The organism is Pseudomonas sp. LBUM1646, assembly GCF_059716165.1.
Genome location: NZ_CP166810.1, coordinates 4,559,089 through 4,583,985, shown reverse-complemented (window position 1 = coordinate 4,583,985; position 24,897 = coordinate 4,559,089). Strand labels below are relative to the sequence as shown.

At 61.2% G+C, this 24,897-nt stretch carries 21 protein-coding genes; 4 read left to right on the top strand and 17 right to left on the bottom strand.

The features are described 5' to 3' along the window. Positions 1 to 9: 9 nt before the first annotated feature. A complete protein-coding gene (locus ACA071_RS20985; protein ID WP_497640913.1) occupies positions 10 to 2,208 on the bottom strand; it encodes a TonB-dependent receptor in 2,199 nt (732 codons plus the stop codon). A gap of 387 nt (positions 2,209 to 2,595) precedes the next feature. Here ACA071_RS20985 and ACA071_RS20980 point away from each other — a divergent pair, with 387 nt between their 5' ends. Continuing rightward, positions 2,596 to 3,687, top strand: coding sequence for a DUF1615 domain-containing protein (locus ACA071_RS20980; protein ID WP_497640912.1), 1,092 nt, complete (start codon positions 2,596 to 2,598; stop codon positions 3,685 to 3,687). 79 nt (positions 3,688 to 3,766) lie between these two features. Here ACA071_RS20980 and ACA071_RS20975 read toward each other — a convergent pair whose 3' ends face one another. Continuing rightward, positions 3,767 to 4,207, bottom strand: coding sequence for a phage infection protein (locus ACA071_RS20975; RefSeq protein WP_497640911.1), 441 nt, complete (start codon positions 4,205 to 4,207; stop codon positions 3,767 to 3,769). 226 nt (positions 4,208 to 4,433) lie between these two features. Between ACA071_RS20975 and ACA071_RS20970 the strand changes: the two genes are divergently transcribed. Then, positions 4,434 to 5,054 (top strand): cysteine hydrolase family protein, encoded by a 621-nt coding sequence (locus ACA071_RS20970; protein WP_497640910.1) that lies wholly within the window; start codon positions 4,434 to 4,436, stop codon positions 5,052 to 5,054. A 5-nt stretch (positions 5,055 to 5,059) separates the two neighbouring features. Here ACA071_RS20970 and ACA071_RS20965 read toward each other — a convergent pair whose 3' ends face one another. The 13 genes from ACA071_RS20965 to ACA071_RS20905 form a co-directional block, all read right to left on the bottom strand. Beyond that, on the bottom strand, positions 5,060 to 5,767 hold the full coding sequence (locus ACA071_RS20965) for an anti-sigma factor (protein ID WP_497640909.1): 708 nt from the start codon (positions 5,765 to 5,767) through the stop codon (positions 5,060 to 5,062). After that, complete coding sequence (locus ACA071_RS20960; protein WP_497640908.1) at positions 5,764 to 6,288, bottom strand: sigma-70 family RNA polymerase sigma factor; 525 nt, start codon at positions 6,286 to 6,288, stop codon at positions 5,764 to 5,766. The genes ACA071_RS20965 and ACA071_RS20960 overlap by 4 nt, the downstream gene beginning before the upstream one ends. A 112-nt stretch (positions 6,289 to 6,400) precedes the next feature. Beyond that, positions 6,401 to 6,922, bottom strand: a complete 522-nt coding sequence (locus tag ACA071_RS20955; RefSeq protein ID WP_497640907.1) for a DUF3455 domain-containing protein — start codon at positions 6,920 to 6,922, stop codon at positions 6,401 to 6,403. Between the two features lie 195 nt (positions 6,923 to 7,117). Then, entirely contained in the window at positions 7,118 to 8,722 is a 1,605-nt protein-coding gene (locus tag ACA071_RS20950; RefSeq protein ID WP_497640906.1) for an ABC transporter ATP-binding protein, read from the bottom strand. 1 nt (position 8,723) lies between these two features. Next, the gene (locus ACA071_RS20945) at positions 8,724 to 9,746 is read right to left on the bottom strand and encodes an ABC transporter permease (RefSeq protein WP_497640905.1); all 1,023 of its coding nucleotides are present in this window, start codon (positions 9,744 to 9,746) and stop codon (positions 8,724 to 8,726) included. Continuing rightward, positions 9,746 to 10,813, bottom strand: coding sequence for a microcin C ABC transporter permease YejB (locus ACA071_RS20940; protein ID WP_497640904.1), 1,068 nt, complete (start codon positions 10,811 to 10,813; stop codon positions 9,746 to 9,748). The genes ACA071_RS20945 and ACA071_RS20940 overlap by 1 nt, the downstream gene beginning before the upstream one ends. Position 10,814: 1 nt before the next feature. Continuing rightward, positions 10,815 to 12,686 (bottom strand): extracellular solute-binding protein, encoded by a 1,872-nt coding sequence (locus ACA071_RS20935; protein WP_497640903.1) that lies wholly within the window; start codon positions 12,684 to 12,686, stop codon positions 10,815 to 10,817. Between the two features lie 113 nt (positions 12,687 to 12,799). Then, positions 12,800 to 15,523 carry a TonB-dependent receptor gene (locus ACA071_RS20930; protein ID WP_497640902.1) on the bottom strand — a complete coding sequence of 908 codons (2,724 nt, stop codon included), beginning with the start codon at positions 15,521 to 15,523 and terminating at the stop codon, positions 12,800 to 12,802. A 207-nt stretch (positions 15,524 to 15,730) separates the two neighbouring features. Next, on the bottom strand, positions 15,731 to 16,132 hold the full coding sequence (locus ACA071_RS20925) for an ExbD/TolR family protein (protein ID WP_497640901.1): 402 nt from the start codon (positions 16,130 to 16,132) through the stop codon (positions 15,731 to 15,733). Continuing rightward, positions 16,132 to 16,836 (bottom strand): MotA/TolQ/ExbB proton channel family protein, encoded by a 705-nt coding sequence (locus ACA071_RS20920; RefSeq protein WP_497640900.1) that lies wholly within the window; start codon positions 16,834 to 16,836, stop codon positions 16,132 to 16,134. The genes ACA071_RS20925 and ACA071_RS20920 overlap by 1 nt, the downstream gene beginning before the upstream one ends. Before the next feature lie 50 nt (positions 16,837 to 16,886). After that, positions 16,887 to 17,702 (bottom strand): energy transducer TonB, encoded by an 816-nt coding sequence (locus tag ACA071_RS20915; protein ID WP_497640899.1) that lies wholly within the window; start codon positions 17,700 to 17,702, stop codon positions 16,887 to 16,889. A gap of 1,272 nt (positions 17,703 to 18,974) precedes the next feature. Further along, positions 18,975 to 19,574: a GNAT family N-acetyltransferase gene (locus ACA071_RS20910; protein WP_497640898.1), complete on the bottom strand. Its 600-nt coding sequence runs from the start codon at positions 19,572 to 19,574 to the stop codon at positions 18,975 to 18,977. A gap of 14 nt (positions 19,575 to 19,588) precedes the next feature. Further along, complete coding sequence (locus ACA071_RS20905) at positions 19,589 to 20,383, bottom strand: DUF4349 domain-containing protein (protein WP_497640897.1); 795 nt, start codon at positions 20,381 to 20,383, stop codon at positions 19,589 to 19,591. Positions 20,384 to 20,529: 146 nt separating this feature from the next. Here ACA071_RS20905 and ACA071_RS20900 point away from each other — a divergent pair, with 146 nt between their 5' ends. Further along, a complete protein-coding gene (locus tag ACA071_RS20900; protein ID WP_497640896.1) occupies positions 20,530 to 21,153 on the top strand; it encodes a glutathione S-transferase N-terminal domain-containing protein in 624 nt (207 codons plus the stop codon). A gap of 117 nt (positions 21,154 to 21,270) precedes the next feature. On the opposite strand, the gene ACA071_RS20895 is transcribed toward ACA071_RS20900, so the two are convergent. Beyond that, positions 21,271 to 21,711, bottom strand: a complete 441-nt coding sequence (locus ACA071_RS20895; RefSeq protein ID WP_497640895.1) for a CBS domain-containing protein — start codon at positions 21,709 to 21,711, stop codon at positions 21,271 to 21,273. Between the two features lie 386 nt (positions 21,712 to 22,097). Here ACA071_RS20895 and ACA071_RS20890 point away from each other — a divergent pair, with 386 nt between their 5' ends. Further along, positions 22,098 to 24,458: a DNA polymerase II gene (locus ACA071_RS20890; RefSeq protein WP_497640894.1), complete on the top strand. Its 2,361-nt coding sequence runs from the start codon at positions 22,098 to 22,100 to the stop codon at positions 24,456 to 24,458. Here ACA071_RS20890 and ACA071_RS20885 read toward each other — a convergent pair. Further along, positions 24,423 to 24,893: a DUF1810 domain-containing protein gene (locus ACA071_RS20885; RefSeq protein ID WP_497640893.1), complete on the bottom strand. Its 471-nt coding sequence runs from the start codon at positions 24,891 to 24,893 to the stop codon at positions 24,423 to 24,425. The genes ACA071_RS20890 and ACA071_RS20885 overlap by 36 nt on opposite strands. Positions 24,894 to 24,897 lie beyond the last annotated feature (4 nt).

Sequence of the window (24,897 nt, the reverse complement as noted above, 5' to 3'; positions counted from 1 at the left end):
GCAAAGGGCTTAGAAGTCGATGGTGCCGGACAACTTCGCCACCCGTGGCTCGCCTTGGGTCAGGTAGCCGGCCTGGGCCGATTCCCAGTACTTCTCGTTGGCCAGGTTTTCAATGTTCAGACGCAGGGTGATGTCTTTCTGGTCGACTTTGAAACCATAACGAGCGCCGGCGTCGAAGCGATTCCACGTCGGCAGGTTGAGGTTGTTCGCCGCGTCGGCGTATTGGCCGCCGGTGCGCAGCATCCGCGCGTTCAGCGCTACGCCTTGCAGGCCTGGCACGTCCCAATCCACGCCAGCGTTGAACTGGAAGGTCGGTACGCCGATGGCACGGTTGCCGTCGGTGGCGCCGTTCTGGGTGTTCTTCAGTTCGGTGTCCATCAGGGTCAGGCCGCTGATCAGGCGCAGGCCTTCGATCGGTTCGCCGAAGACGTTGAGTTCGACGCCTTTGTTGACCTGTTCACCCTGGCGCACAAACTCCGCGGTGGTCGCGCTGGTGATCACTGAGTAGCCATCGCTCGGTTGCTCGATGCGGTACACGCCGAGGCTGGCGCCGTAGGTGCCCATGTCGACCTTGACGCCGGCTTCGATCTGTTTCGAACGGGCCGGGGCGAACGCCTGGTTGCCGTTGGTGACGATGCGGCTGCCGGACGTGGTCGGCGAGATCGGGCCTTTCGCCAGGCCTTCAATGCGGTTGGCGTAGAACGACACATGCTCCCACGGCTTGAAGACGATGCCGTAGACCGGTGTGGTGATCGATTCGTCATAGGAGGAGGTGCGGCTGCCGGAACCGTAAGGCGCGTAACCGTAGCCTTGCACCACCAATTGCTGGCGACGCAGGCCGACGGTCAGCAACAGTCGGTCATCGAAGAAACCGAGGGTGTCGGACACAGCCGCGCTGCGGTTGAAGGTCTTGCCGACGATGCCCGGGTCGCTCAGGTCGCCGCCCGAAAAATTGCCGACCGGCGATGGGGTTTCCACCGGATGGTAGATGTTGTTCGAGTAGCGGGTCAGGTCGAAATCGTAGGCGCTGCGCTGTTCGGTCCAGATCCCGGCCAGGCCGAAATTGAGTTTGTGGGTGACCGGTCCGGTGGCGAATCGGCCGTTGAGGCCGGTCATGACGCTGGTGTTGTCTTCGTCGTGGGGGATGAACGAACCGGTGGTGGTGGACGCACCGTCGTTGCCCACCAGCGTGGTCGAGTTGTAGCGCCCGACTTCACGGGTGTGCTTGGCGCCGCCCGCAGCGTAGGCCGTCCAGTTGTCGTTCAGGTCGTACTCGGCGCGCAGCATGCCGAAGGTGTCTTCGATGTCGGTGTAACCCCATTTCGGCGCGTAGTTGGTATCCGCCGACGGCGCATCCGGAATGTGCGTGGCAGTGCCGAGGTTCACGGTGTTGCGGCCACCGTTGACGCGTTCTTTCTGGTAGGCGAAATCACCGGAAATACGCAGGGCGTCACCGCGATAATCGAGGCCGATGGAGAACAGTTTCGAACGCTGGTTTTCGTGGTCGATGCCGGTGTCGCCTTCACGCTGGGCCAGGTTGACCCGCGCGCCGAAACGGTTGTCTTCACCGAAGCGCTGACCTAGATCCAGGTGCTGACCGACGCGGCCTTCGTCATTGATGTCGGTGGTGAAGCGGCGTGTTGGCACGTCACCGGCGCGCTTGGGTTGCAGGTTGACGCCGCCGCCGATGCCGGAGCCGGTCGGGGTCACGCCGTTGATGAAGGCGTTCGGGCCCTTGAACACTTCCACGCGCTCCAGGGCGTCGGTGGAAATGATCTGGCGCGGCAACACGCCGTACAGGCCGTTATAGGAAATATCGTCGCCGGTCAGTGGCAAGCCGCGGATCATGAAGATCTGCGCCTGGTTGGAAAAACCGGAGGCCTGGCGCACCGACGAGTCGTTGAGCAGCACGTCGGCGACGTCTTCGGCCTGCTGATCCTGGATCAGTTGTTCGGTGTAGGCGGCCATGGTGAACGGCACGTCCATCACGTCCTGATTGCCCAGCACGCCCAATTGACCGCCGCGCGCCACCTGACCGCCGGCGAACACAGGGGGCAGGGCGTTCGTCGCTGTCGGGGCCTGGGCGTTGACGTTCACATCCTCCAGCACCAGCGCCTTGTCGTCATTTTCTGATGTGGCGGCATGGGCGGTGACGGACAGAGAGCACACCAAGGCAAGAAGGGCAGGGCGAAAGGGAGGAGTGAGCATGTTCGATCCTGACGGCGCGCCGCCGATGAGAAAAAGAGATAACGGCGCGGGGAACTCCTTGCGCAAATGCGACTCCAGGCGCAAATGATATGTTTTCTCAGTAACGCTCTGCAATAAGTTTGTTATCAGCGACCAGCACAAGGCGCTCTGTAGCAGCTGTCGAGCACCGCGAGGCAGCGTCCGGCGGCGAAGCCGTCGCAAACCTTGCGCACGCGGTTTACCTGACACACCGTGTTGGCTGATTTTACGACGGCTGCGCCGCCGAACGCTGCCTCGCGGTGCTCGACAGCTGCTACTACGGAACAGTGTGGAAGGGTGAGAGTCATAGCCTGCGTCCCACCATTGATCGTATGGTTACCCCGGCTTAAACGGATTTCATGGAGCAACGTGCACACCCACCGATTAATCATCAGCCTCGCTGCCTTGCTGGTCCTGGCCGGTTGCGGCACTCGGCAAACCCAGGAAGCACCGCCCCGCAAGCCCGCCGAGGTGAAGGCGCAGATCGTGCGCCTGTTGCCGGCCAAGACCGTCGACCGTGAGGGTTGGGCGACGGACATCTACGCCGCGTTTGCTGCCCAGGACATTTCGCCGTCCACGCAAAACCTCTGCGCGGTACTGGCCGTGACCGAGCAGGAATCGACTTTTCAGGTCGACCCGCCGGTGCCGGGCCTGGGCAAGATCGCCCGGGACGAGATCGACCGCCGCGCCGCCAAGGTGCATATTCCCAGCCTGTTGGTCAGCGGTGCCTTACAGGTCCGTTCGTCCAACGGAAAAAGCTATAGCGACAGGCTTAACGCCGCCCGCAGCGAAAAAGAACTCAGCGCGATTTTCGATGACTTCATTAGCATGGTGCCCATGGGCCGGACCCTGTTTGGTGGTTTCAATCCGGTGCACACCGCCGGGCCGATGCAGGTCAGCATCGAATTCGCCGAGCAACAGGCGAGCAATTATCCCTACCCGGTGCAGGGGACGATTCGTCATGAAGTGTTCAGCCGTCGCGGCGGGATGTACTTCGGCATCGCCCATTTGCTCGGTTATCCGGTGAGCTATACACAGCCGCTGTATCGCTTTGCCGATTTCAATGCCGGGTGGTACGCCAGCCGCAATGCGGCGTTTCAGAACGCGTTGAGCCGCGCGTCGGGCATCCCGCTGGCGCTGGACGGTGATTTGATCCGCTACGATTCGATCATGCCCGGCACCACGGAACTGGCGGTGCGCACCCTCGGCAAGCGGCTGGGCATGCGCAATCCGACCATTCGCGATCAACTGGAGAAAGGCAAAACCCTGGAATTCGAGGAAACCCGGCTCTATCAGGAGGTTTTCGCCCTGGCTGACAAGGCTGAAGGCCGGACGTTGCCGCGTGCGGTGTTGCCGGGGATAGTGCTGGAAAGCCCGAAGATCACCCGCAAACTCACCACGGCGTGGTTTGCCAAGCGGGTTGATGAGCGGTATCAGCGGTGTATGGCGAAGGGGCGTTGAAGATCAAAAGATCCCAGGCATAAAAAACCCGGCGGATGAGGCCGGGTTTTTCGTTGAGTACCGCTGTAACGCCATTCATTCAGGCAACGCGGTTCTGGATCAGGCGATCGGAACCACCTTCAGCGACGCGATTCTGTTGCAGACGATCCGAGCCACCTTCGGCAACGCGATTCTGTTGCAGACGATCCGAGCCACCTTCAGCGACGCGGTTCTGTTGCAGACGATCGGAGCCACCTTCAGCGACGCGATTCTGTTGCAGACGATCGGAGCCACCTTCAGCAACGCGATTCTGTTGCAGACGATCAGAACCACCTTCAGCGACGCGATTCTGTTGCAGACGATCGGAGCCACCTTCAGCAACGCGATTCTGTTGCAAACGATCCGAACCACCCTCAGCCACACGACTTTCAATCAGACGATCCGAGCCGCCTTCAGCGACAACCGGGTGAGCAGAAGAAGCGGCGAAAGCGTTAACTGCAAAAACCGAGAAAGCGATGCTGAGAAGGATTTGGCGTTTCATGATGGTGTGCTCCGGGGTGTTTATTGGTTGGTATGGAGCGGATGTTACGCCGGGGATTTTTTATGAGAACTTCATTGATGTGATGGTGAACATCGACAGTAATGATGGTTGGCAAGTAGTCCCCCTTGCGCAGTTGATGGGGCGGTCGTCGGCTGGCCCCTGCGGTGACGATGGCGGCTTCTACACTGGTTAGCTGGCGCGTGCCTTTGTCCCCGAGGAGTCGATCATGAATGCCAGTTCCTATGTTCCCGCCAGCACCGGCCTGTTATTGGTGGATCCGTACAACGACTTCCTCAGCGAAGGCGGCAAGCTCAACAGTCGCGCCAAACCGGTGGCCGACAGCGTCGGCACCCTGGCCAATCTCAAGACTGTGGTGGCGGCGGTCCGCAAGGCCGGCATCCAGGTGTTCTACGTGCCGCACCACCGTGCCGAGCCCAATGAACTGGCGCGCTGGAAACACCCCAGCCCCTATCAACAAGGCGCCAGCCACGCCCAGGTCTTTGCCGCCGGAACCTGGGGCGGCGAATGGCACCCGGACTTCCAGCCCGAGGCCGGCGATGTGATCGTCAAGGAGCACTGGGGCGGCAGCGGTTTCGCCAACACCGATCTGGATTACCTGCTCAAACAGCATGGGATCGACAGGGTGGTGATCGTGGGCATGCTGGCCAACACCTGCATCGAAACCACTGGCAAATTCGCTTCTGAATTGGGTTACCACGTCACCCTGGTGCGCGACGCCACCGCGGCGTTCAGCGCCGAAGCGATGCACGCCGCCCATGAGATCAACGGGCCGACGTATGCCCATTCGATTGTCACGACAGCGGAGTGGGTCGCAGCGCTGGGGTGAGCAGCTCAGATGACTTTCACCGCGCGCCCGATGAACTGAATCGGCCCGGTCGGCTTGCCGATCGGTGAGCCGTTCGCTCCTTCAAGCGTCAGCTCGAAGAGTTGGTTGGGTTGCAGGGGCGGCAGTTTGTCCAGCGGCACCGACAGGGTTTGCCCCGGTTTCACCAGCCCCAGCGACACCGGGCCTTGCCAGCCGTCAGCCTTGGTCCAGAACTCCAACGCCTTGTCGGCCGGGACCTCGACGACGCCCAGGGGGATCAGCTGGATTTCCCTTGGGTTGCTGGCCTGGATCACCCAGCCCGGCGCCTTGTCCTGCGGGGCGACCAGCACCACCAAATACGTCGGTTTGACTGTGGCCTGGGTCAGCAGCAATGCGCCGAGCAACAGACTGGCGGCTAAACCGGCCCCGGCGAGCCCGCGCCACAGCGGCAGCAGGTTCCACCAGAAAGCCGTCGACGTCGGTGGCCGGCTCAAGTCATTGACGCTGCGCTCGATGCGCCGCCACAGATGCGGGGAGGGTGCGTGCGGCTCGGCCAGATCGGTCAGGCCCAGCAATCGACGCTCCCAGGCGTCCACGGCTGCTTGCAACTGAGGTTCATCGCCCAGGCGTTGTTGAACCTCATTGCGCAGCTCCGCCGACAGCGTGCCCAACACATATTCGCTGGCCAGTTCGTCCCGTTCTTCCGGGGTTTCATTCACAGGTCGGGCGGTCATCCCATGCACTCCCGCAAGGCCGTCAGGCTGCGTTTGATCCAGGCTTTCACGGTGCCCAGCGGGGTGCCGAGCCGGTGTGAGATTTGCGCGTGGGAATAGCCGTCGACGTAAGCGTGCAGGATGCAGCTGCGTCGCTCCGGTTCCAGTTGTTCCAGGCAGCGATGAATGCGCCCGGCGTGGTCCAGCGATTCAAAAGGGTCGTGGAGGGCGAGCTCGTTGTCCTCGGTCATGGGCGTCTCGCGGCGATGGTCACGAATGACATTGAGCGCCAGGTGCCGGGTGATGCTGAACATCCAGCCCCGCGCCGAACCCCGCGCCGGATCGAAACCCTTGGCGGCGGACCAGATCTTGATAAACGCATCGTGGACGATGTCCTCGGCCAACGCCGTATCGCCCACCAGACGTTTGGCCACACCTAAAAGACGTGGACTTTCCTGCACATATAAATCCTGCAGGGCCTCACGCTCGCCACGCCCGCAGGCGGCCAGATGGGCTTCGTAATCGAAAAAGGGTTCGGGCAAGGACACTGTGCTCAGCCGTCGGTCAGAGCGTGGGGCACGCTGGATTCAATCTAGCAAACAATCCCGAGATGCGCCGGCGCAAGTCGAAACCGGCGCCGACCCAATATGGACCTTAACTGGCCGCCCAGAAAATATAGTCCGCCTGGTATTTCACCACTTCCTGCTTGCCCTTGTTCGCCGCCGTGCACTCGGCACTCGGGGCCACGCCGCCCTTGAGGGCCACGCGCTGGATGTAACTCACGCCGCTCATGGCGCCTTTGCCTTCGGACGGGTTGGCCTTGACCAGTTGATAGGGCAGGTTGCCCGGGCTCGACGGCGCGACCGCCAATTGCGTGCCGGTCACCTTGGACCCGTCCTTGGCTTGCCAGGTGGCGGGTGGGCCGAAATAAGTGCCGACCTGCTTGCCGCTGCGATCGTTGAGCACCGCTTTGGGGCCGACAAAAATCCATTCGGTCTGGCCGACCGCATTGGCCTTGTCCCGGCACTCATAGGTAATCTCGCCGACCCCGGTGGTTTCCATCGCGACCTTATGCCCGGCCGGGACTTTGACACTGTCCGGCAACTCGGACTGGGCGAAGGCAACAGGGATGGCGGCGAACACACCGGCAAGGCACAGCAGCTGTTTGGCGTTCATGAACATCTCTCCGTAAATGAGTAAACCGCTCGGCAGCTCAGGGGGCTGCTACAGGTACTACCCACCACGCAGGGATTTGGATGCAGCCCCCCAAAAATAAAATTACCGCCTGCCCCATAGGAGCTGCCGCAGGCTGCGATCTTTTGATCTTGATCTTAAAAAGCAAAATCAAAAGATCGCAGCCTGCGGCAGCTCCTACGCCAATTCCAATGGCGCGTCTGCCTTTGTGAGGCCGGAGGCGGCGAGCAATTCCTGGGTATACGGATGCTGCGGCGCCGAAAAAATCTCCCGCGACGAGCCTTGTTCCACCACTTTGCCGTCCTTGATCACGATCAAGTCATGGGCCAGGGCATGCACCACCGCCAGGTCATGGCTGATGAACAAATACGTCAGGCCATGCCGGATCTGCAATTCACGCAGCAACGCCACCACTTGCTTTTGCACCGTGCGATCCAGTGCCGAGGTCGGTTCATCCAGCAGGATCAGCGCCGGTTCCAGCACCAGCGCCCGGGCGATGGAGATGCGCTGGCGCTGGCCACCGGAGAACTCATGGGGATAGCGGTGACGGCTTTGCGGGTCGAGGCCGACTTCCTTCAGCACCCGAATCACCGCTGCTTCCCGCTCATCCGGGGTGCCGATGCCATGGGTCAGCAACCCTTCAGCGATGATCTGCTCCACCGACATGCGCGGGCTCAGGCTACCGAACGGGTCCTGAAACACCACCTGCATCTGCCGACGCAATGGCCGCATCAAGCGCTGATTGAGAATACTCAGTTCCTTGTTGCCGAAGCGGATGCCGCCCTCGGACTCCACCAGTCGCAGAATCGCCTGACCCAGCGTGGATTTGCCCGAGCCCGACTCGCCGACGATGCCCAGGGTCTTGCCGCGATGCAGGCTCAAACTGACCCCGTCCACGGCTTTGATGTAGTCCTGCGTGCGGCTGAACAACGCTTTGGGCAAGGGAAACCAGACCTTGAGGTTGTCCACTTCCAGCAGGTTATGGCTGTACTCGCTGGGCACCGGCGCCCCCGTTGGCTCGGCTTCGATCAGCAGACGGCTGTAGGGATGCTGCGGCGCGCGGAACAGCGTCTCGCAAGTGGCCTGCTCGACGATCTCGCCCTCGCGCATCACGCACACTCGCTGGGCAATCCGCCGCACCAGATTCAGGTCATGACTGATCAGCAACAACGACATGCCGAGGCGCTGCTGCAACTCGATCAGCAGCTCCAGAATCTTCTGCTGCACCGTCACATCGAGTGCGGTGGTCGGTTCATCGGCGATCAGCAGTTCCGGCTCGTTGGCCAACGCCATAGCGATCATCACCCGCTGCCGCTGGCCGCCAGACAACTGATGCGGGTAGGCCTTGAGCCGTTTGTGCGGCTCACGAATGCCCACCAGTTCCAGCAACTCCAGCGTCCGTGCCCGAGCGACGCGGCCCTTCAAACCCTTATGGATTTCCAGCACTTCACTGACTTGTTTTTCCACGGTGTGCAGCGGGTTCAGCGAGGTCATCGGCTCCTGGAAAATCATCGCGATCCGGTTACCGCGCAAGCCACGCAATTGCGCCTCGCTGGCATGCACCAGATCCACGCCGTTGTAGCGAATGCTGCCCGAGGTCGTGACGGTTTTACCCGGCAGCAGCCGCAGGATCGAGTGCGCCGTTACTGACTTGCCCGAACCCGACTCACCCACCAGCGCCAGGCATTCGCCGCGACGGATATCCAGGTCCAGCCCATGCACCACTTCACGGTCGCCGAAGGCGACGCGCAGGTTGCGGATTTCGATCAGGTTGTCGTTCATCTCAGTTCCTTGGATCAAACGCATCGCGGCAGGCCTCACCGATAAATACCAACAACGAAAGAATCAGCGCCAGGGCAAAAAACGCCGTCAGCCCTAGCCACGGCGCTTGCAGATTGCGCTTGGCCTGGCCGATCAACTCACCCAGCGATGCCGTGCCGGCGGGCATGCCGAAACCGAGAAAATCCAGCGCCGTCAGGGTGGCGATGGCGCCGGTCAAAATGAACGGCAAGTAGGTGAGGGTGGAGGTCATGGCATTGGGCAGGATGTGCCGGCGCATCAGTTCGCTGTCGGTCAAACCCAAGGCTCGCGCGGCTTTCACGTACTCCAGACTGCGGCCACGAAGGAACTCGGCGCGTACCACGTCCACCAGCGCCAGCCAGGAGAACAGCGCCATGATCCCCAATAACCACCAGAAACTTGGCGAGACGAAGCCCGACAAAATAATCAGCAGGTACAACACCGGCAGCCCCGACCAGATCTCCAGCAGGCGCTGACCGATCAAATCAACCCAGCCGCCGTAATACCCCTGCAACGCCCCGGCACCGATGCCGATCACCGCACTGATCGCGGTCAGAATCAAAGCAAACAGAATCGAAATCCGCGTGCCGAAAATCACCCGCGCCAATACGTCCCGGGCCTGGTCATCGGTGCCCAGCCAATTGCTCGCCGACGGCGGACTGGGCGCCGGTTCCGTAAGGTCGTAATTGACCGTGTCATAGCTGAACGGAATCGGCGGAAACAGCATCCAGCCACCCTGGCCTTCGATCAGGTTGTGCACGTAGGCACTGGCGTAATCCGGCTGGAACGGCAGCTCACCGCCGAAGGTGATTTCGTCGTAATCCTCGATAATCGGGAAGTACCAGGCGCCGTGGTATTGCACGATTAGCGGCTTGTCGTTGGCGATCAGCTCGCCGCCCAGGCACAACAGGCACAGGCCGATGAACAGCCACAACGACCAGCGCCCGCGACGGTTGGCCTTGAAATGCGCGATGCGCCGTTTGCCCAATGGCGACAGTGTGAACATCAGGCAGTCCTCGCCGAGAAGTCGATGCGCGGGTCGAGCAGGGTGTAGCAGAGGTCACCGATCAATTTGATCAGCAGCCCGAACAGGGTGAACAGAAACAGCGCGCCGAACACCACCGGATAGTCCCGGGACACCGCCGCTTCGTAGCTCATGCGCCCGAGGCCATCGAGGTTGAAGATGGTTTCGATCAACAAGGAGCCAGCGAAAAAAACCTCGATCAACGCCTGAGGAATCCCGGCCACCACCAGCAGCATTGCGTTGCGAAACACATGGCCGTAAAGCACGCGGCGCTCGGTCAAACCCTTGGCCCGCGCGGTGACTACGTACTGTCGGCTGATCTCATTGAGGAAACTGTTTTTAGTCAGGATCGTCAGCGTCGCGAAGCCGCCGATCACCAGCGCCGTGACCGGCAACACCAGGTGCCAGAGATAATCGCCGACCTTGCCCAAGGGGCTGAGGCTGTCGAAATTGTCCGAGACCAACCCTTGCACCGGGAACCAGTTGACGTAACTGCCGCCGGCAAACACCACGATCAGCAGGATCGCAAACAGGAACGCCGGCATTGCGTAACCGACGATGATCGCGGTGCTGGTCCAGACGTCGAAAGCGCTGCCGTTCCTGATTGCCTTGCGCACTCCCAGCGGTATCGAGATCAGGTAAGTGATCAAGGTCGCCCAGAGCCCGAGGGAGATCGACGTCGGCAGTTTTTGCAGGATCAGGTCGGTGACCTTGGCCCCGCGAAAGAAGCTGTTGCCCAGGTCCAGTTGCGCATAGTTCTTGAGCATCAGCCACAGACGTTCGTGCATCGGTTTGTCAAAACCGTAGTGGTGCTTGATCTCCTCGATCAGCGCCGGGTCCAGCCCTCGGCTGCTGCGCCCGGCACCGCCGACGGCAGAAACCTCGCCGCCGCCACCACCCATGACGTTCCCGCCAAAGCCTTGCAGGCGGGCGATGGCCTGTTCCACCGGACCGCCCGGCGCGGCCTGCACGATCAAAAAGTTGACCACCAGAATGCACAGCAATGTCGGGATGATCAGTAGCAAACGACGACTCATATAGCGCCACATGTCACTGCACCCCTGCGAGTTGGCGCAGGGCGCTCATCTGTTGGTTGTCCAGCGGTTTGGCGGCGACTTCCCACCAAGTGTTCAGGCCTTCGTCGTAGGCCGGTTGGGTGGCGGGCATGCCGAAGCGGTTTTGATACACCGTCGGCGTACCTTTGGAGTAGTAGTTGGGAATCATGTAGTAACCCCATTGCAGCACCCGATCGAGGGCGCGGGCGTAATGCACCATGTCGTCGCGGGAGTTGGACTGGACCAGGCCATCGATCAGCCGATCCACCGCCGGGTTGGCCAACACCATGGAATTGGAGCTGCCGACCTGGGTCGCACTTTGCGAGGCGTAGAGGCTGTAGAGCTCGCGACCGGGGGAGACGATGGGGTCGCCGCTGCGTGGAAAACTGGTGACGATCATGTCGTAGTCCCGGGCGTTGAGGCGGTTGACGTACTGCGCCGAATCGATGCGTCGCAGGTTCAGGGTGATGCCGATCTGCGCCAGGGTTCGCTTGAACGGCAGCAACATCCGGTCGAAGCCGCCCTGGCCGTCGAGAAAGGTGAACTCCATCGGTTCGCCGGCGGCGTTCACCAAATGATTGTTTTTCGGCGTCCAGCCGGCCTCGGCCAACAACTGAAGCGCCTGCAATTGCTTGTCGCGGATATAACCGCTGCCATCGGTTTTCGGTGCCTGGTAAACCTGAGTGAACACTTCGTCCGGGACCTGTCCGCGCAAGGGTTCGAGGATCTCCCGTTCACGGGCGTCCGGCAGTTCGGTGGCGGCCATTTCACTTTTCGGCCAGTAGCTGTTCTGCCGCACGTAGAAGCCGCGCATCATCTGCTTGTTGGTCCACTCGAAATCCCACAGCAAGGTGAGGGCCTGGCGCACGCGGCGGTCCTGGAAGATCGGGTTTTGCAGGTTGAACACGAAACCCTGGGCCGCCGTCGGTTTTTCCTGGGCCAGAATTGACTGTTGCAGACGACCATCGCGCAGGGCCGGGCTGTCGTAACCGACGACGTAACCGGACGACGAGAACTCGCGGTTGTAATCAAATGCGCCGGCCTGCAACAGCTGCCGGGCGACGTCGGTGTCACCGTAAAAATTAACCGTGAGGGTGTCGAAGTTGTACAGCCCGCGGCTGACCGGCAGGTCCTTGCCCCACCAGTTCGGGTCGCGGGCAAAACTGATGCTGCGCCCGGCGTCGACCTTGCTCACCGTGTACGGGCCGCTGCCCAGCGGCGGTTCAAAACCGCCGCCATTGGCGAAGTCGCGGGTTTTCCACCAGTGCTCCGGCACCACGCGCATCGTCGCCAGATCCAGCGCCAATGTGCGGTTGAGGTTGTTCTTGAAATTGAAGCGCACCGTTTCGGGCCCTTCGATCACCACGTCCTGGACGTCGGCGTATTGCTGGCGATAACTCAGGCTGCCCTTGGTCATCAGCAGCTCGAAGGTATAGCGCACGTCCTCGGCGGTGATCGGCGTGTTGTCGGCGAAACGCGCCTTTGGATTAAGGGTGAAACGCACCCACAGGCCTTCAGGGTCGCGTTCCATTTGCTGCGCTACAAGGCCGTAGACCGTGTAGGGCTCGTCCAGTGAGCGAAAGGCCAGGGGCGCGTAGACCCAATCGTTGACCTGCACCACCGAAATGCCCTGGTCGGCATACGGCGTGATGTAGTTGTACTGGCCGATCTCCATGGACGCGCGGCTGAGCGATCCGCCCTTGGGCGCCTTGGGATCGACGAAATCGAAATGATGGAAACTGGCCGGGTACTTCGGCGGCTCGCCGTACACCGTCATCGCATAGCTGCCGGCGGCCAGCGCGGACGCCGCGTTGCAGAGCAGGGCGGCACCGAGCAGCAGACCCGCCACGTTGCGCGTGAATGTCATGAAGTCTTTCCTCAAAGCCTGAAAAACCCACGGCGGCCGGCGGGACCACCGTGGGGCGCGAATTCGCAATGAGGTCGGGGCAGGCCGGAGTATTGCGCTCCCCCGACCCTGACTCAGAAGTGGTACGTCATGCGCGCAAACAGCGTGCGGCCCATCGGGTCGGCGTAACGCGGGTCATAGCCGCTCTGGAAGGTGTAGGCCTGGTTGGAGAACGGCGGATCGCGGTCGAAGACGTTCTTCACCCCGGCGTCGAGGTCCAGCACTTTGTCGAAGGTGTAGCCGGCCGACAGGTCCCACAGCGAGTACGAGGCAACGCGGTCGTAGGTGGTGCGGTCGTAGTCGTTGTAGCCGGTGGTAAAGCGGTTGACCAACGACGCCCGCGCCGCGCCCAGGGTCCAGGTGCCGCTCAAGGCATGCTTCCAGCGCGCGATCACGCCATCGCCTTCGAAGTCGCCGACCTTGTCGGTGTACGGGCCTTTGATGGTGCTCTGGAAGTCATACCGGTCGACATAGGTGCCTTGCAGCCCCAGACCGAACTGACCATAGGGTGTGTTCGGGAAGCGATAGTCGAGGGACACATCGACACCGCTGGTCTTGACGATGCCCAGGTTGGCGTTGCCCGTCACGATGTAGTCCAGTGAACCGTCGGCGTTGCGCACGAAGCGGTCGGTGTAGGCGCCGGATTGCTCAAACACGGTGGATTCAGGGAACGGCTGGATCTGGTTGGAGATATGAATCCACCAGAAGTCCAGGCCCACCGAGAGGTCGCGGACCGGTTGATAGACAAAGCCCAGCGTCACGTTGCGCGCCTTCTCCGGGGCCAGGCTCTGGTTGCCGCCACCCTTGGCGAGGAACTGCTGACCGCAGTCACGACCGGCGTTGCCGCCCGCTTGCAGTACACCGCCGGTACACAGCACCGGGTCGTTGTAGTTGGCCTGGGTAAAGGTGAGGCTCTGCGGGGCGTACAGCTCGTACAGCGACGGTGCGCGGAACCCTTCGCTGTAGGCGCCACGCACCACCAATTCCTTGAGTGGCTGATAGCGGAACGAGTATTTCGGGTTGGTGGTGCTGCCAAAGTCGCTGTATTTGTCGTGACGCACGGCGGCGGACAGTTCGAGGCTGTCGAGCACCGGCACGTTGATTTCGGCATACGCGGCTTTCACGCTGCGGTCGCCTTCGACGCTGCCGGCCGAGTCAGCGCCGAGGCTGGAAATATCGTCGACGAACGATTCGTAGTCCTGGTGGAATTTTTCCTTGCGGTATTCACCCCCGAGCGCCAGGCCGGAAGGCCCCGCACCAAACCAGTCACCGATTTCGCGGCTGACCCGACCGTCGAAGCCAATCACCCGGCCGACCGCCGAGGTGTAAGGCCCGTGGTACATCGCCTGATCGATGTATTCCTGCCCGGCACTGCTTTGCGGGCCGAACGGGTTGAGCAAACCGCTGGCCAGGCCGGCGGTCATCGCCGAGTCACTGACATAACCGCTGGTGACGCTGGAGATGACTTTGTTCTGGTTGTACGAGGCGCCCGCGTTGTAATCCCAGCCGCCGACCAAGCCGTCGAAACTCAGGATGAAGCGCTGGGCGGTGTTCTGATCCTTGGATTCCCGAGCCCCGGCGGCCGTTTCGCGCCAGTTCACGTCGACCGGTTGCGTCGGGTCGAGGGTGAAATCGGTTGGCCCGGGAGTGATCCCGTTGCCCGGGTAGTAGGGCGACGATGAGTCGAGCGTCTGGCCGGTCAACGGCGCCGGGGCCACCGCTGTGGCGTTGTTGTTGCGGGCCCAGAAGTATTCGAGGTTGACGTTGTGATCGTCCGCCAGTTTGCCGGTGGCCTTGCCGAAGAACGAGGTCTTCTCGGTTTGCGGAACCAGGTCGATGTAGGAGGACGTCGCGAAGCGGCACACCCCTTGGCGCGACACCAGGTTGGGACCGTTGCAGTTGCTATTGGCCAGCGGGTTGGTGGCGTTGTCACCCTGGCTGTAGTTGCCCGGGAACGCCGTGCCGGACGTTTGATCCAGGCCACGTTCAGGCCGGTAAGAGGTGGCGAAGCTGCGGTCCTTGGCTTGCAGGTTTTCCTGCTTGTTGTAGTTGAACACCCCGAGCACATTGAAGCGATCCTGCTCCAGATCGCCGAAGCCCCAACTGGCGCTCATGTCCTTGCTGTTGCCACCGCCGCTGTGGGTCGGGGTTTCGCCGCCGAAGGTCAACTGGCCGTCGGTCATGGCTTTTTTGGTGATGAAGTTGATCACGCCGCCGATGGCGTCCGTGCCGTAAAGGGCCGAGGCGCCGTCGCGCAGGACCTCCACCCGGTCGATGGCCGCGAAGGGGATCAGGTTCAGATCGACCCCGGCGCCATTGGAGGTGTTGGTGCCGGACAGGGCGTTGTTCGCCAGGCGTCGGCCGTTTAGCAGGATCAGCGTCTTGTTCGCGCCGATGCCGCGCATGTCGGCATAGGACGCGCCGCCACTGCCCGAGCCCACGGAGCTGGAGCTGTTGATCACCGACTGGCTACCCGTGACCCGTTGCAGCAACTCGGCAGTGGTGCTCACGCCTTGTTTGCGCAAGTCATCGGCACGCAGCACGGTAATCGGCACCGCCGTTTCCGCATCGACCCGACGAATCGCCGAGCCCGTCACTTCCACCCGTTGCAGTTGCGTGGTGGCCGGTGCCACGGCGGCCGGGACGACTTTACTGCTGTCGTCCTCGGTGCCGGCCTCAGCGGCTTGCAACGACCCGGCGCTCATCCCCATGGCCACCAGGTACAACGGAACAAAACGGTGACGTTGAATCGTCGCCACCAACGGCTTGAGCGTGAAACGTGGAGTGTTCATCAGCATGGTTACTTCCGACTTTATTAGACGTTTATCGAAATGGCCTTGTGAGCCCTCATTGCTCCGGCATCGGTGGTACCGCGCGCGGAAAACCACTTTCTTCAAGCAAGCCGATCCCCTCCGAAGACGCGGTGCGTTTTTCGGTCGGCTGATTGCGACGGGATACAACGAACGGTGCCGGGCGACTCCCTCACTGCGCGCGCGGCACCGGACTCAGCGGGTGGTCATCACCGATATTTTGGTAATGCCCGAACGCTCGATCGAGGCCATGGCTTTGGCCACCTGGCCGTAATTGACGGCGGAGTCGGCCTGCAGCTGCACGCGCACCTCGTTGTCCTTGGCCTTGACCTCCTTGAGGCTGGCTTCCAGGGACTCGGGCGCGACCTCAGTCTTGGCCAGGTAGAACTTGCCGTCCTGATCGACGCTGACCACCACCGGGTCTTTCTTTTCGGCGGGGGCCACGGCGTCGGTTTTTGGCAGGTTGACCTTGATCGCATTGGTCATCAGTGGCGCGGTGACGATGAACACCACTAACAGCACGAGCATCACGTCCACCAGTGGCGTGACGTTCATTTCGCTGAGCACTTCATCGCTGTCTTGGGTGGAAAAGGACATCAGCTGGCCTCCCGCACGGCGGCTGTGGTTTTGGCGATGGCCTGGCGGGTGATGGAAAACGCGCTGCGCGAGGCGAGGGCGTCGAAGTCGTGGGCGAAGTCATCCATGTCGGCGGAGGCGAGTTTCAAACGACGCAGGAAGAAGTTGTAAATCAGCACCGCCGGCACCGCGACGGCGATACCGACGCCAGTGGCGATCAGCGCGTGACCGATGGGCCCGGCCACGGTTTCCAGGCTGGCGGAACCGCTGGCGCCGATGCTTTGCAGGGCTTCCATGATTCCCCACACGGTGCCGAACAGGCCAATGAACGGCGCGGTGCTGCCGATACTGGCGAGGATTGCCTGGCCGTTTTCCAGGGAACGACGCTCCTTCTGGATTTGCTGGCGCAAGTTGCGTTCCAGCCGATCAGAGCGGTTGATGGTGTGGGCCAGTTGCTGGGTGGTACGCGGCGATTCATCCACCAGCAAGGCTTCGAAACCGCTGCTGGCGATCCGCGCCAGGGAGCCCGGGTATTGGCTGGCGTGCTCGGCGGCGGTGAGCAGGTCCGGCGCGCCCCAGAAGGCTTTGCTGAACTGTTTGTTCTGGGATTTCTGCCGCAGGTATTGCGCGGACTTGACCAGCAAAATCGCCCAGCTGACCACGGAAAACAGCACCAGGGCCCAGAGCACGCCCGGGACAATCATCGAAGAGAGTGAATCGTTCATGGCTACACCTCGCTTGCATTAATCGGTTATGAGTTCAGTTCGTTGCGCCGTTACTGGGGCAATTTGAAGTCGATGGTTTGGGTGGCGAAGCCGTCGATGGGCGTGTCGCCGCGTTTGGCCGGAATAAACTTCCAGGCTTTCACCGCCGCGACCGCTGCATCGTCCAGTTGTGGTTTGCCGCTGGATTTGGTCACCGTCACCGCGCCGGCACGACCGTTGGCCAGCACCTGAATACGCAGTACAACGGTGCCTTCCCAGCTCCGGCGCAACGCCAGGGACGGGTATTCCGGCGGCGGGTTGCCGAGGCTGGCCAGGCCGGAAACGGCCGCCGACTCTTTCACCGGACCAGGGGCTGCCGCCGGTGCCGGCGGCGCGCTCGGCGTCGATGGCGCGGCGGGCGCTGCCGGTTGAGCGGGGGCGGGTGGGGCTTTCGGCGGCTCGACCTTTTTCACTGGTTTGGGTTTCTCCAGCGGTTTCGGCTTTTCGATTGGCTTGGGCTTCTCCACCGGTTTGGGCGGCGGTTTGACCGCGTCTTCGTCCTCGACCGGTTGCTCGGGTTCCGGCGGTGGAGGCGGGGGCGGTGGCTCCGGGGGCGGCGGCGCGGGTGGCGTCGGGCTGGTGAGCTCGACGGTCATTTCCGGAATTTCGGGTGGCGTCGGCAGCGGTTCGGCCTTGGCCTGCTGGAAAAACCACCAGGCGCCGCCGTGTATCAGCGCCGATACCGCCACCAGCAACAGCACCTGTTGCTTGCTCAACCCACCGGGTTTCGACGTGTTGCCTTTATAGGGAAGACTGCCCGACACCGGCAGGATCGGATCATCCCGTAACGGCCCCGGCAGGGTTCTGTGCTTTACCGCATCGTTCATTAAAGCTCCCTCGGGTAGATGAAGGGCAATAAGGTGCCGTCCGAACATTGGCGTAATGTTCGAGTGTTTTATTTCAACTTTTTCAAGGGTGTGCGCAGGCCGATAGTTGGACTATCTATTGAAGTGGCTTGTGCGGGTTACTGGCTCAGTGCCATCGACTTCGTGTGTTCATTAACGTGTCCTTGGTTGATCTCTTATTGGGTGAGACGGTCGATGTATCGACGCTGTCTCATAGTTGGTACATAGCAACCGTTGTGCCAAATATTGCTGTCCGGTTGGACGATTATTTCAACAACGTTACGCATGTCGCATTTATATAAGTTTCGCGGGATGACTCGCTTATTGCTGACAAAGCCTGGCCGTTCACCTCTAAAAGCTGTGCTTTTTCAGGGGCGAGTGATGCCGGTCGCTATGTTCCGTTAATCAGCGGAACAGAGCGGCTACGGGCCTGTGCGTCGATGCACGCAATGGTGCGCGACGGTTTGATTTGGTGCGTGTCAGTGTTTTAGCGGGTCACAGGGGCTATTCCTTGTTTTTGTCCACATGTAATCGGTAGCTCTCAATAACGTTAGTTAAACGCGCAGGAACACTTTTGGTGCGTTTGTTAAAACTAACTGTTGAGTGCAACGGGTGTCTGTAAATGGGCGGGGTAAGTTATTGTCGGACAATACCTGGCCGTCGATCATTAACTTACCGGGCATGTAATATTTAAAAAATAAATAGCACTGTCCTGTCGGCGAGTGCAATCGCCAAACAAGGAGCGCGGTGACGCGAGTCAGGTAATAAAGTAATCGCGAAGTGTACTGGCAGGGAAACAGGGCATGACGTTGGAAGGGGTGGCCAGAACAGGCCTTGATGACGTTTGAAGATTCACGCTGTGATTTCCTTATTGCCAGCCTGGATACACGAACTTTTGGTTCGGCATCGCACCTTATAAGAACGCGGATAGCGTCCAATGATTGCTCTTGGTGCGGGGTGGGCACCGTAAGCGCTGTTTTGCGAGTTATGGATTCGCAAGCTGCGGGTGCATGGAAAAGGCGTGCCAAAACGGACACACAGGTAAGAAATTTTCTACAGAAGTGCCCAACACCCCTGTGCCCGTAGCCCCGTAGCAGCTGTCGAGCAGCGCGAGGCAGCGTTCGGCGGCGAAGCCGTCGTCAAACCATGCACCGCGGTGTATCAGGCAAACCGCGCATTCAGGGTTTACGACGGCTTCGCCGCCGAACGCTGCCTCGCGGTGCTCGACAGCTGCTACGCGAGGGACGTGGAGCGTTAGAAATCGCTTTGTTTGGGGTGATTCTGTTCGATCAACGCCAAATACTGTTCAAGCGTGCCGCCATTCAACGGTTTGAACAGGATGTCCGCGGTATGGATCAGCCAGCCCACCTGTACGCCTTCGTTCGTTCGAACGTGCGTGAAACCCTGTGCACGCCAGAAGCGCCCGGCTTGTGGGTTGTTATGCATTACACCCAGGCGCAACCAGTCGGCGCCCTGTGAGCGGGCCCAGGTTTCAAAGTCGTGATAGATCGCCTGCGCGATGCCGGAGTCGTGCCGATCTGTGGCCACGAGTAACCTGCCGATGTGCCACAACTTCGGCGCCACCAAGTCCGTTACGAATTGCAGCACTGCCACCAACGGCGCATCGGCGGGTTGATAGCCCAGCATCCAGTTTTCGCTGTAGTTCCAGCCTGGCGGCAGCTCGCCGAGCAATTCCTCTTCCGCCTGTTCGAGGGTGGCCGGTCCACCTTCCACGAGCATAAAGTAGTCTGGGTTGGCCTCGAAAAATGCGTACAGACACGGGGCATCTTCCAGGGTCAGTTTGCGGACGCCTAGACCGGCCACCGAACAGGTTGGAGGTAATAATTCGGACATTTTCGACTCCCGGCTCACACGCGACGACGCACAAACTTGCGCCACAACCAGACCCACAACATCAACAGCGGGAAGGCCAGGATCAGGAACGGCAACGCGTAGCTGCCTTTCTCCAACGCATCGACGGCACCATCGGCCAGGTTATCCAGCATGTTGCTGAACGCCCGGCTCAGGTACGACGAGCGGCTGCTGGCGCCGGTCGGCTGGAAGGACAGCGTGACCCGGTTGGTGTCGAGTCGACGCTGATGCCCGGCGGCGACCTGGGCCAGGGCTTGCAGCTCGTTTTCGATGCCGGCCTGTTCTTTGCTCAAGGCGATCAGGTCGGTGACGCTGATGTCTTTGCGGCTGGCCAATTGGTCCAGGCGCTGTTGCTGGGCCTTGAGCCGCTCCTGACGGCGGCGGGTGTCGTCCACGGCATCGGCCAGGTCTTCGGCGCTGGTGATCCGCTGGCCCATTTCGCCGCCCTCGGCGGCCATGGCGACCAACGGCTCGACGCCGGCGGGGGCCATGCGCAAGGTGATCTCGGCGCGGCCGGCACCCTGTTCGATGCGCAACACGTTACAGGCACCAAAACGCGCGGTTTCGCAGGCTTCGCGGGTGGCCTGCAAGCGCGGCGCTATTTGCGCTTGCGGCAGCATTAACTGCAACTCATGCTCATAGGCGAGCATTGCGCCGCCGCGCCCTTGTTCACCGGCTAGACTGGCCGATGACGACCGTTCGCTCGGCGAGCAGCCGCTCAGGGCCAGGCAGGCCAGTACAAACCAATAGACGCGAGGCATTGAGGCAGGTTTGCCATCCGGTTGGCGCATGATCTTTCCTTGAAGTGTGCAGCGGGACGTCAGCAGTGCGCCCCGGGGTGCGCATCTTACCTGCTTCAATCGGCTAAATGGCAGGGAACATGCTCCCATGGCCAGCCGTCTACCGACTGACTGTTTGTTCGCCGGGAGGGCGCGACATGTATCAGCTTTACGGACATCAGAATTCCGGCGCTGCGGCGATTGAAGCGGCCCTCGAACTCTGCGAGATCCCTTATCGCTTCATTGATGTTGCCGCGTCGGCAGAAGCGGCTCACGCGCTGGAAAAACTCAACCCGCTCAAGCAGATTCCGGTGCTGGAACTGCCCGACGGCAGCATTCTCACCGAAAGCGCGGCGATCCTGATTCACTTGGGGTTGACGTTTCCCAAGTCGGACCTGCTGCCGGTAAACCCGGTAGAACGGGATCAGGCGATTCGCGGCCTGGTGTACATCGTCAGCAATTGTTATGCGGCCATCGGCATCATCGATTACCCCGAGCGCTGGCTGGTCGCGGCGGACGAGCCTTCACGGGAAAACCTCATGGCCGGCGCGCGCCAGCGCTTGCACTGGAGTTGGGAAGTGTTTGCCGATCAGTTTTCCGGTGAGCTGTACCTGAACGATGAGACGCCCGGCGCGCTGGATGTGCTGGCGGCGGTGGTGACCCGCTGGGCCGGGACTCGGGAACATTTGCGCCATGCACGGCCGGGGTTTTATGCCTGGTTGATGCGCATTGATCGGCATCCGACGCTGGCGCCAGTCTTCGCCCGGCATTGGCCTACCTGAAGAACACCGCAACCACCTGTAGGAGCGAAGCTTGCTCGCGAAAGCGGTGTGTCAGTCAAATCAATGCCAGCTGACATACCGCTTTCGCGAGCAAGCTTCGCGCCTACAGGAGGAACATTATTCCCCGCGAATGTACTGCTCCAGCTGCTTGATCAACTCCGCCTGTTCGGCAATCGCTTCTTTGACCAGGTCGCCAATCGACAGCAAACCCAGCAGTTTGCCGCCCTCCACCACCGGCAAGTGCCGCAGGCGTTTGTCGGACATGATGCCCATGCAGGTTTCGACGCTTTGATGGGTGTCCACGGTAATCACCGGCGACACCATGATTTCGCTGACGGGCGTACCCACCGAGGAGCGCCCCTTAAGCACCAGTTTGCGTGCGTAATCACGCTCGCTGATGATGCCCACGACTTCGCCATTGGCCAGCACCGGCAGCGCACCGACGTTTTTCGCGGCCATGACCATCAGCGCTTCCAGCACCATTTGGTGTGGTGCGATGGTATGGACTTCCTGGTTTTCGTTGGCCTTTAACTTGAGCAGTTGGGCGACGGTTTTCATGGCAGCTTCTCTGGTGTTGTCGTTGTTCTTGAAGAATCGTAGACACAAGCGCGCAGGGCAAGGCGCAAAGCGTCAGATAACACGCAAAAAACGTCATTCGGCGGTTTTTCTTCGGTAAACCTCACGTATCCGGTCATAAACCCTCGCAAACAGCGGACTCCTGTAGCAGCTGTCGAGCTTGCGAGGCTGCGTTCGGCTGCGAAGCAGTCGTAAAGTCAGGCAACGCGGACTTCAGGCACACCGCATTGGCGAGGACTTCGTCCTCGAACGCAGCCTCGCGGGCTCGGCAGCTGCTACAGAGGGTGTGATCAACGCTATCGCCGTGGGCGCTATCCCCCGCAATCACGCGTAGAATTGCGCCCTGAATCAGTTTCGAGGTTGCAGTGGTGGATTTACAGCAGGGCTTCGTCCTGACCCGGCATTGGCGCGATACCCCGGCTGGCACCGAAGTCGAGTTCTGGCTGGCGACCGATGCCGGTCCCCGGCGCATCCGCCTGCCTCATCAACCGTCGGTGGCCTTCATCCCGGCCGAGCAGCGCGAGCAGGCCGAAACCGTGTTGCGCGGCGAAAAGAACGTCGAGCTACGGCCCCTGGCCCTGCTGGACTTCGAACATCGCCCGGTGCTCGGTTTGTATTGCCAGCAGCACGGTCAGTTGATGCGCCTGGAAACGGCGCTACGTAAGGTCGGCGTCGAGATGTTCGAGGCCGACGTGCGCCCGCCGGAACGCTACATGATGGAGCGCTTCATCACCGCCCCCGTGCAGTTCGGCGGCACGCCCAGCGCCGACGGCCTGCTGCTCGACGCCCAAATGAAACCGGCCCCCGGCTACCGACCGAATTTGCGCCTGGTGTCCCTCGACATCGAAACCACCGCCCAGGGCGAACTCTATTCCATCGCGCTGGAAGGCTGTGGCGAGCGTCAGGTGTACATGCTCGGCCCACCCAACGGTGACGCCAGTGCGGTGGATTTCCAGTTCGAGTACTGCGACAGCCGAACCCTGCTGCTGAAAAAACTCAATGAGTGGTTCGCCCGCCACGACCCCGACGCGATCATCGGCTGGAACGTCGTGCAGTTCGACCTGCGGGTCCTTCACGAGCACGCCCGGCGCCTCGCGGTGCCGCTGAAACTGGGGCGTGGCGGCGAAGAAATGCAGTGGCGTGAACACGGCAGCCGCAACCATTACTTCGCCTCGGCCGCCGGTCGCTTGATCATCGACGGCATCGAATCCCTGCGGTCGGCAACCTGGAGCTTCCCTTCGTTCAGCCTGGAAAACGTCGCACAAACCCTGCTCGGCGAGGGCAAGGCGATCAGCACGCCGTACCAGCGCATGGACGAAATCAACCGCATGTTCGCCGAGGACAAACCGGCGCTGGCTACCTACAACCTCAAGGACTGCGAACTGGTCACGCGGATTTTCGCCAAGACCGAGTTGCTGACCTTCCTGCTGGAGCGGGCCAGCGTCACCGGTTTGCCGGCGGATCGCAGCGGCGGCTCGGTGGCGGCGTTCACGCACCTGTATATGCCATTGATGCACCGCCAGGGCTTCGTTGCGCCGAACCTCGGCGGCAAGCCACCCGAGGCCAGTCCCGGTGGTTTTGTGATGGACTCGCAACCGGGTCTGTACGAATCGGTGTTGGTGCTCGACTACAAAAGCCTGTATCCGTCGATCATTCGCACTTTCCTGATCGATCCTGTGGGGCTGATTGAGGGCCTCAAGCACCCCGACGACAGCAAATCGGTGCCAGGCTTTCGTGGCGCACGGTTTTCCCGGACGCGGCATTGCCTGCCGGCCATCGTCGCCCGGGTTGCCGAGGGGCGTGAAACCGCCAAGCGTGAACACAACGCACCTTTGTCCCAAGCGCTGAAAATCATCATGAACGCCTTCTACGGCGTTCTCGGGTCCAGCGGCTGCCGCTTCTTCGATACGCGGCTGGCCTCGTCCATCACCCTGCGCGGCCACGAAATCATGCTGCGCACCCGGCAGTTGATCGAAGCCCAGGGCCACGCGGTGATTTACGGCGACACCGACTCGACCTTCGTCTGGCTGCGTCGCGCTCACGGTCAGGAAGAAGCGGCGCAGATCGGTCACGCCCTGGTGGATCACGTCAACCAATGGTGGCGCGAGCATGTAAAGCAGGAATACGGACTCGAAAGCGCCCTGGAACTGCAGTTCGAAACCCACTACAAACGCTTTCTGATGCCGACCATTCGTGGGGCCGAGGAGGGCAGCAAGAAGCGCTACGCCGGGCTGGTCACCCGCGCCGACGGCACTGACGAAATGATCTACAAAGGCCTGGAAACCGTGCGCACCGACTGGTCGCTGCTGGCCCGGCAATTTCAGCAGGAGTTGTACTCGCGGATCTTCCACCGCCAGCCGTATCAGGACTATGTGCGCGACTACGTGCGCAAGACCCTGGCCGGAGAGTTCGACGAGCGCCTGGTCTATCGCAAGCGCCTGCGCCGCACCCTCGATGACTATGAACGCAACGTGCCGCCGCATGTGCGGGCGGCGCGGATGGCCGACGCCTATAACGACGAGCAAGGTCGCCCACGGCAATACCAGAATGGCGGCTGGATCAGCTACGTGATCACTGTCGCCGGGCCCGAACCGCTGGAAATCCGCAGTGCGCCAATCGACTACGACCACTACGTCACCCGGCAACTGCAACCGGTGGCCGATGCGATCCTGCCGTTCGTCGATGACGATTTTTCAACCCTGATCGGTGGGCAGCTTGGCTTGTTTTAAGTCCAGCAGTGACAGCGTCCAGTCATCCTGAATGCCGTGGAAATAGCGCTCCAGCGCTTGATGGAACAGGCTGCCATCGGGAGCAACCTGGGCGAACAGGGTCATGGAGGAGTGAAACTTGAGGTCATCGGGGTGGCCGAAGATCTCGGCGATCGAGCGTTTTTTCAGGTTCAACACTAATTGAGTGCAGGTGCGCAAACGTGGCCCCAACAGTGGGTGATTCAGGTACGCCGCCGCTTCTTCGGCGGAACGAATGGCGAAGTAGCGCGACATCTCGCTGCCACCGAGCCCGCCAATCTGCGGAAAGATGAACCACATCCAGTGCCGGCGCTTCTTGCCGTCGCGTAGTTCCTCCTGGACCCACTCGAACACCGGGTCCTGTGCCTGGACAAAGCGGGGCAGATTGAACGAGTCGAGCTGATCGGTGCTTCTCATTCCG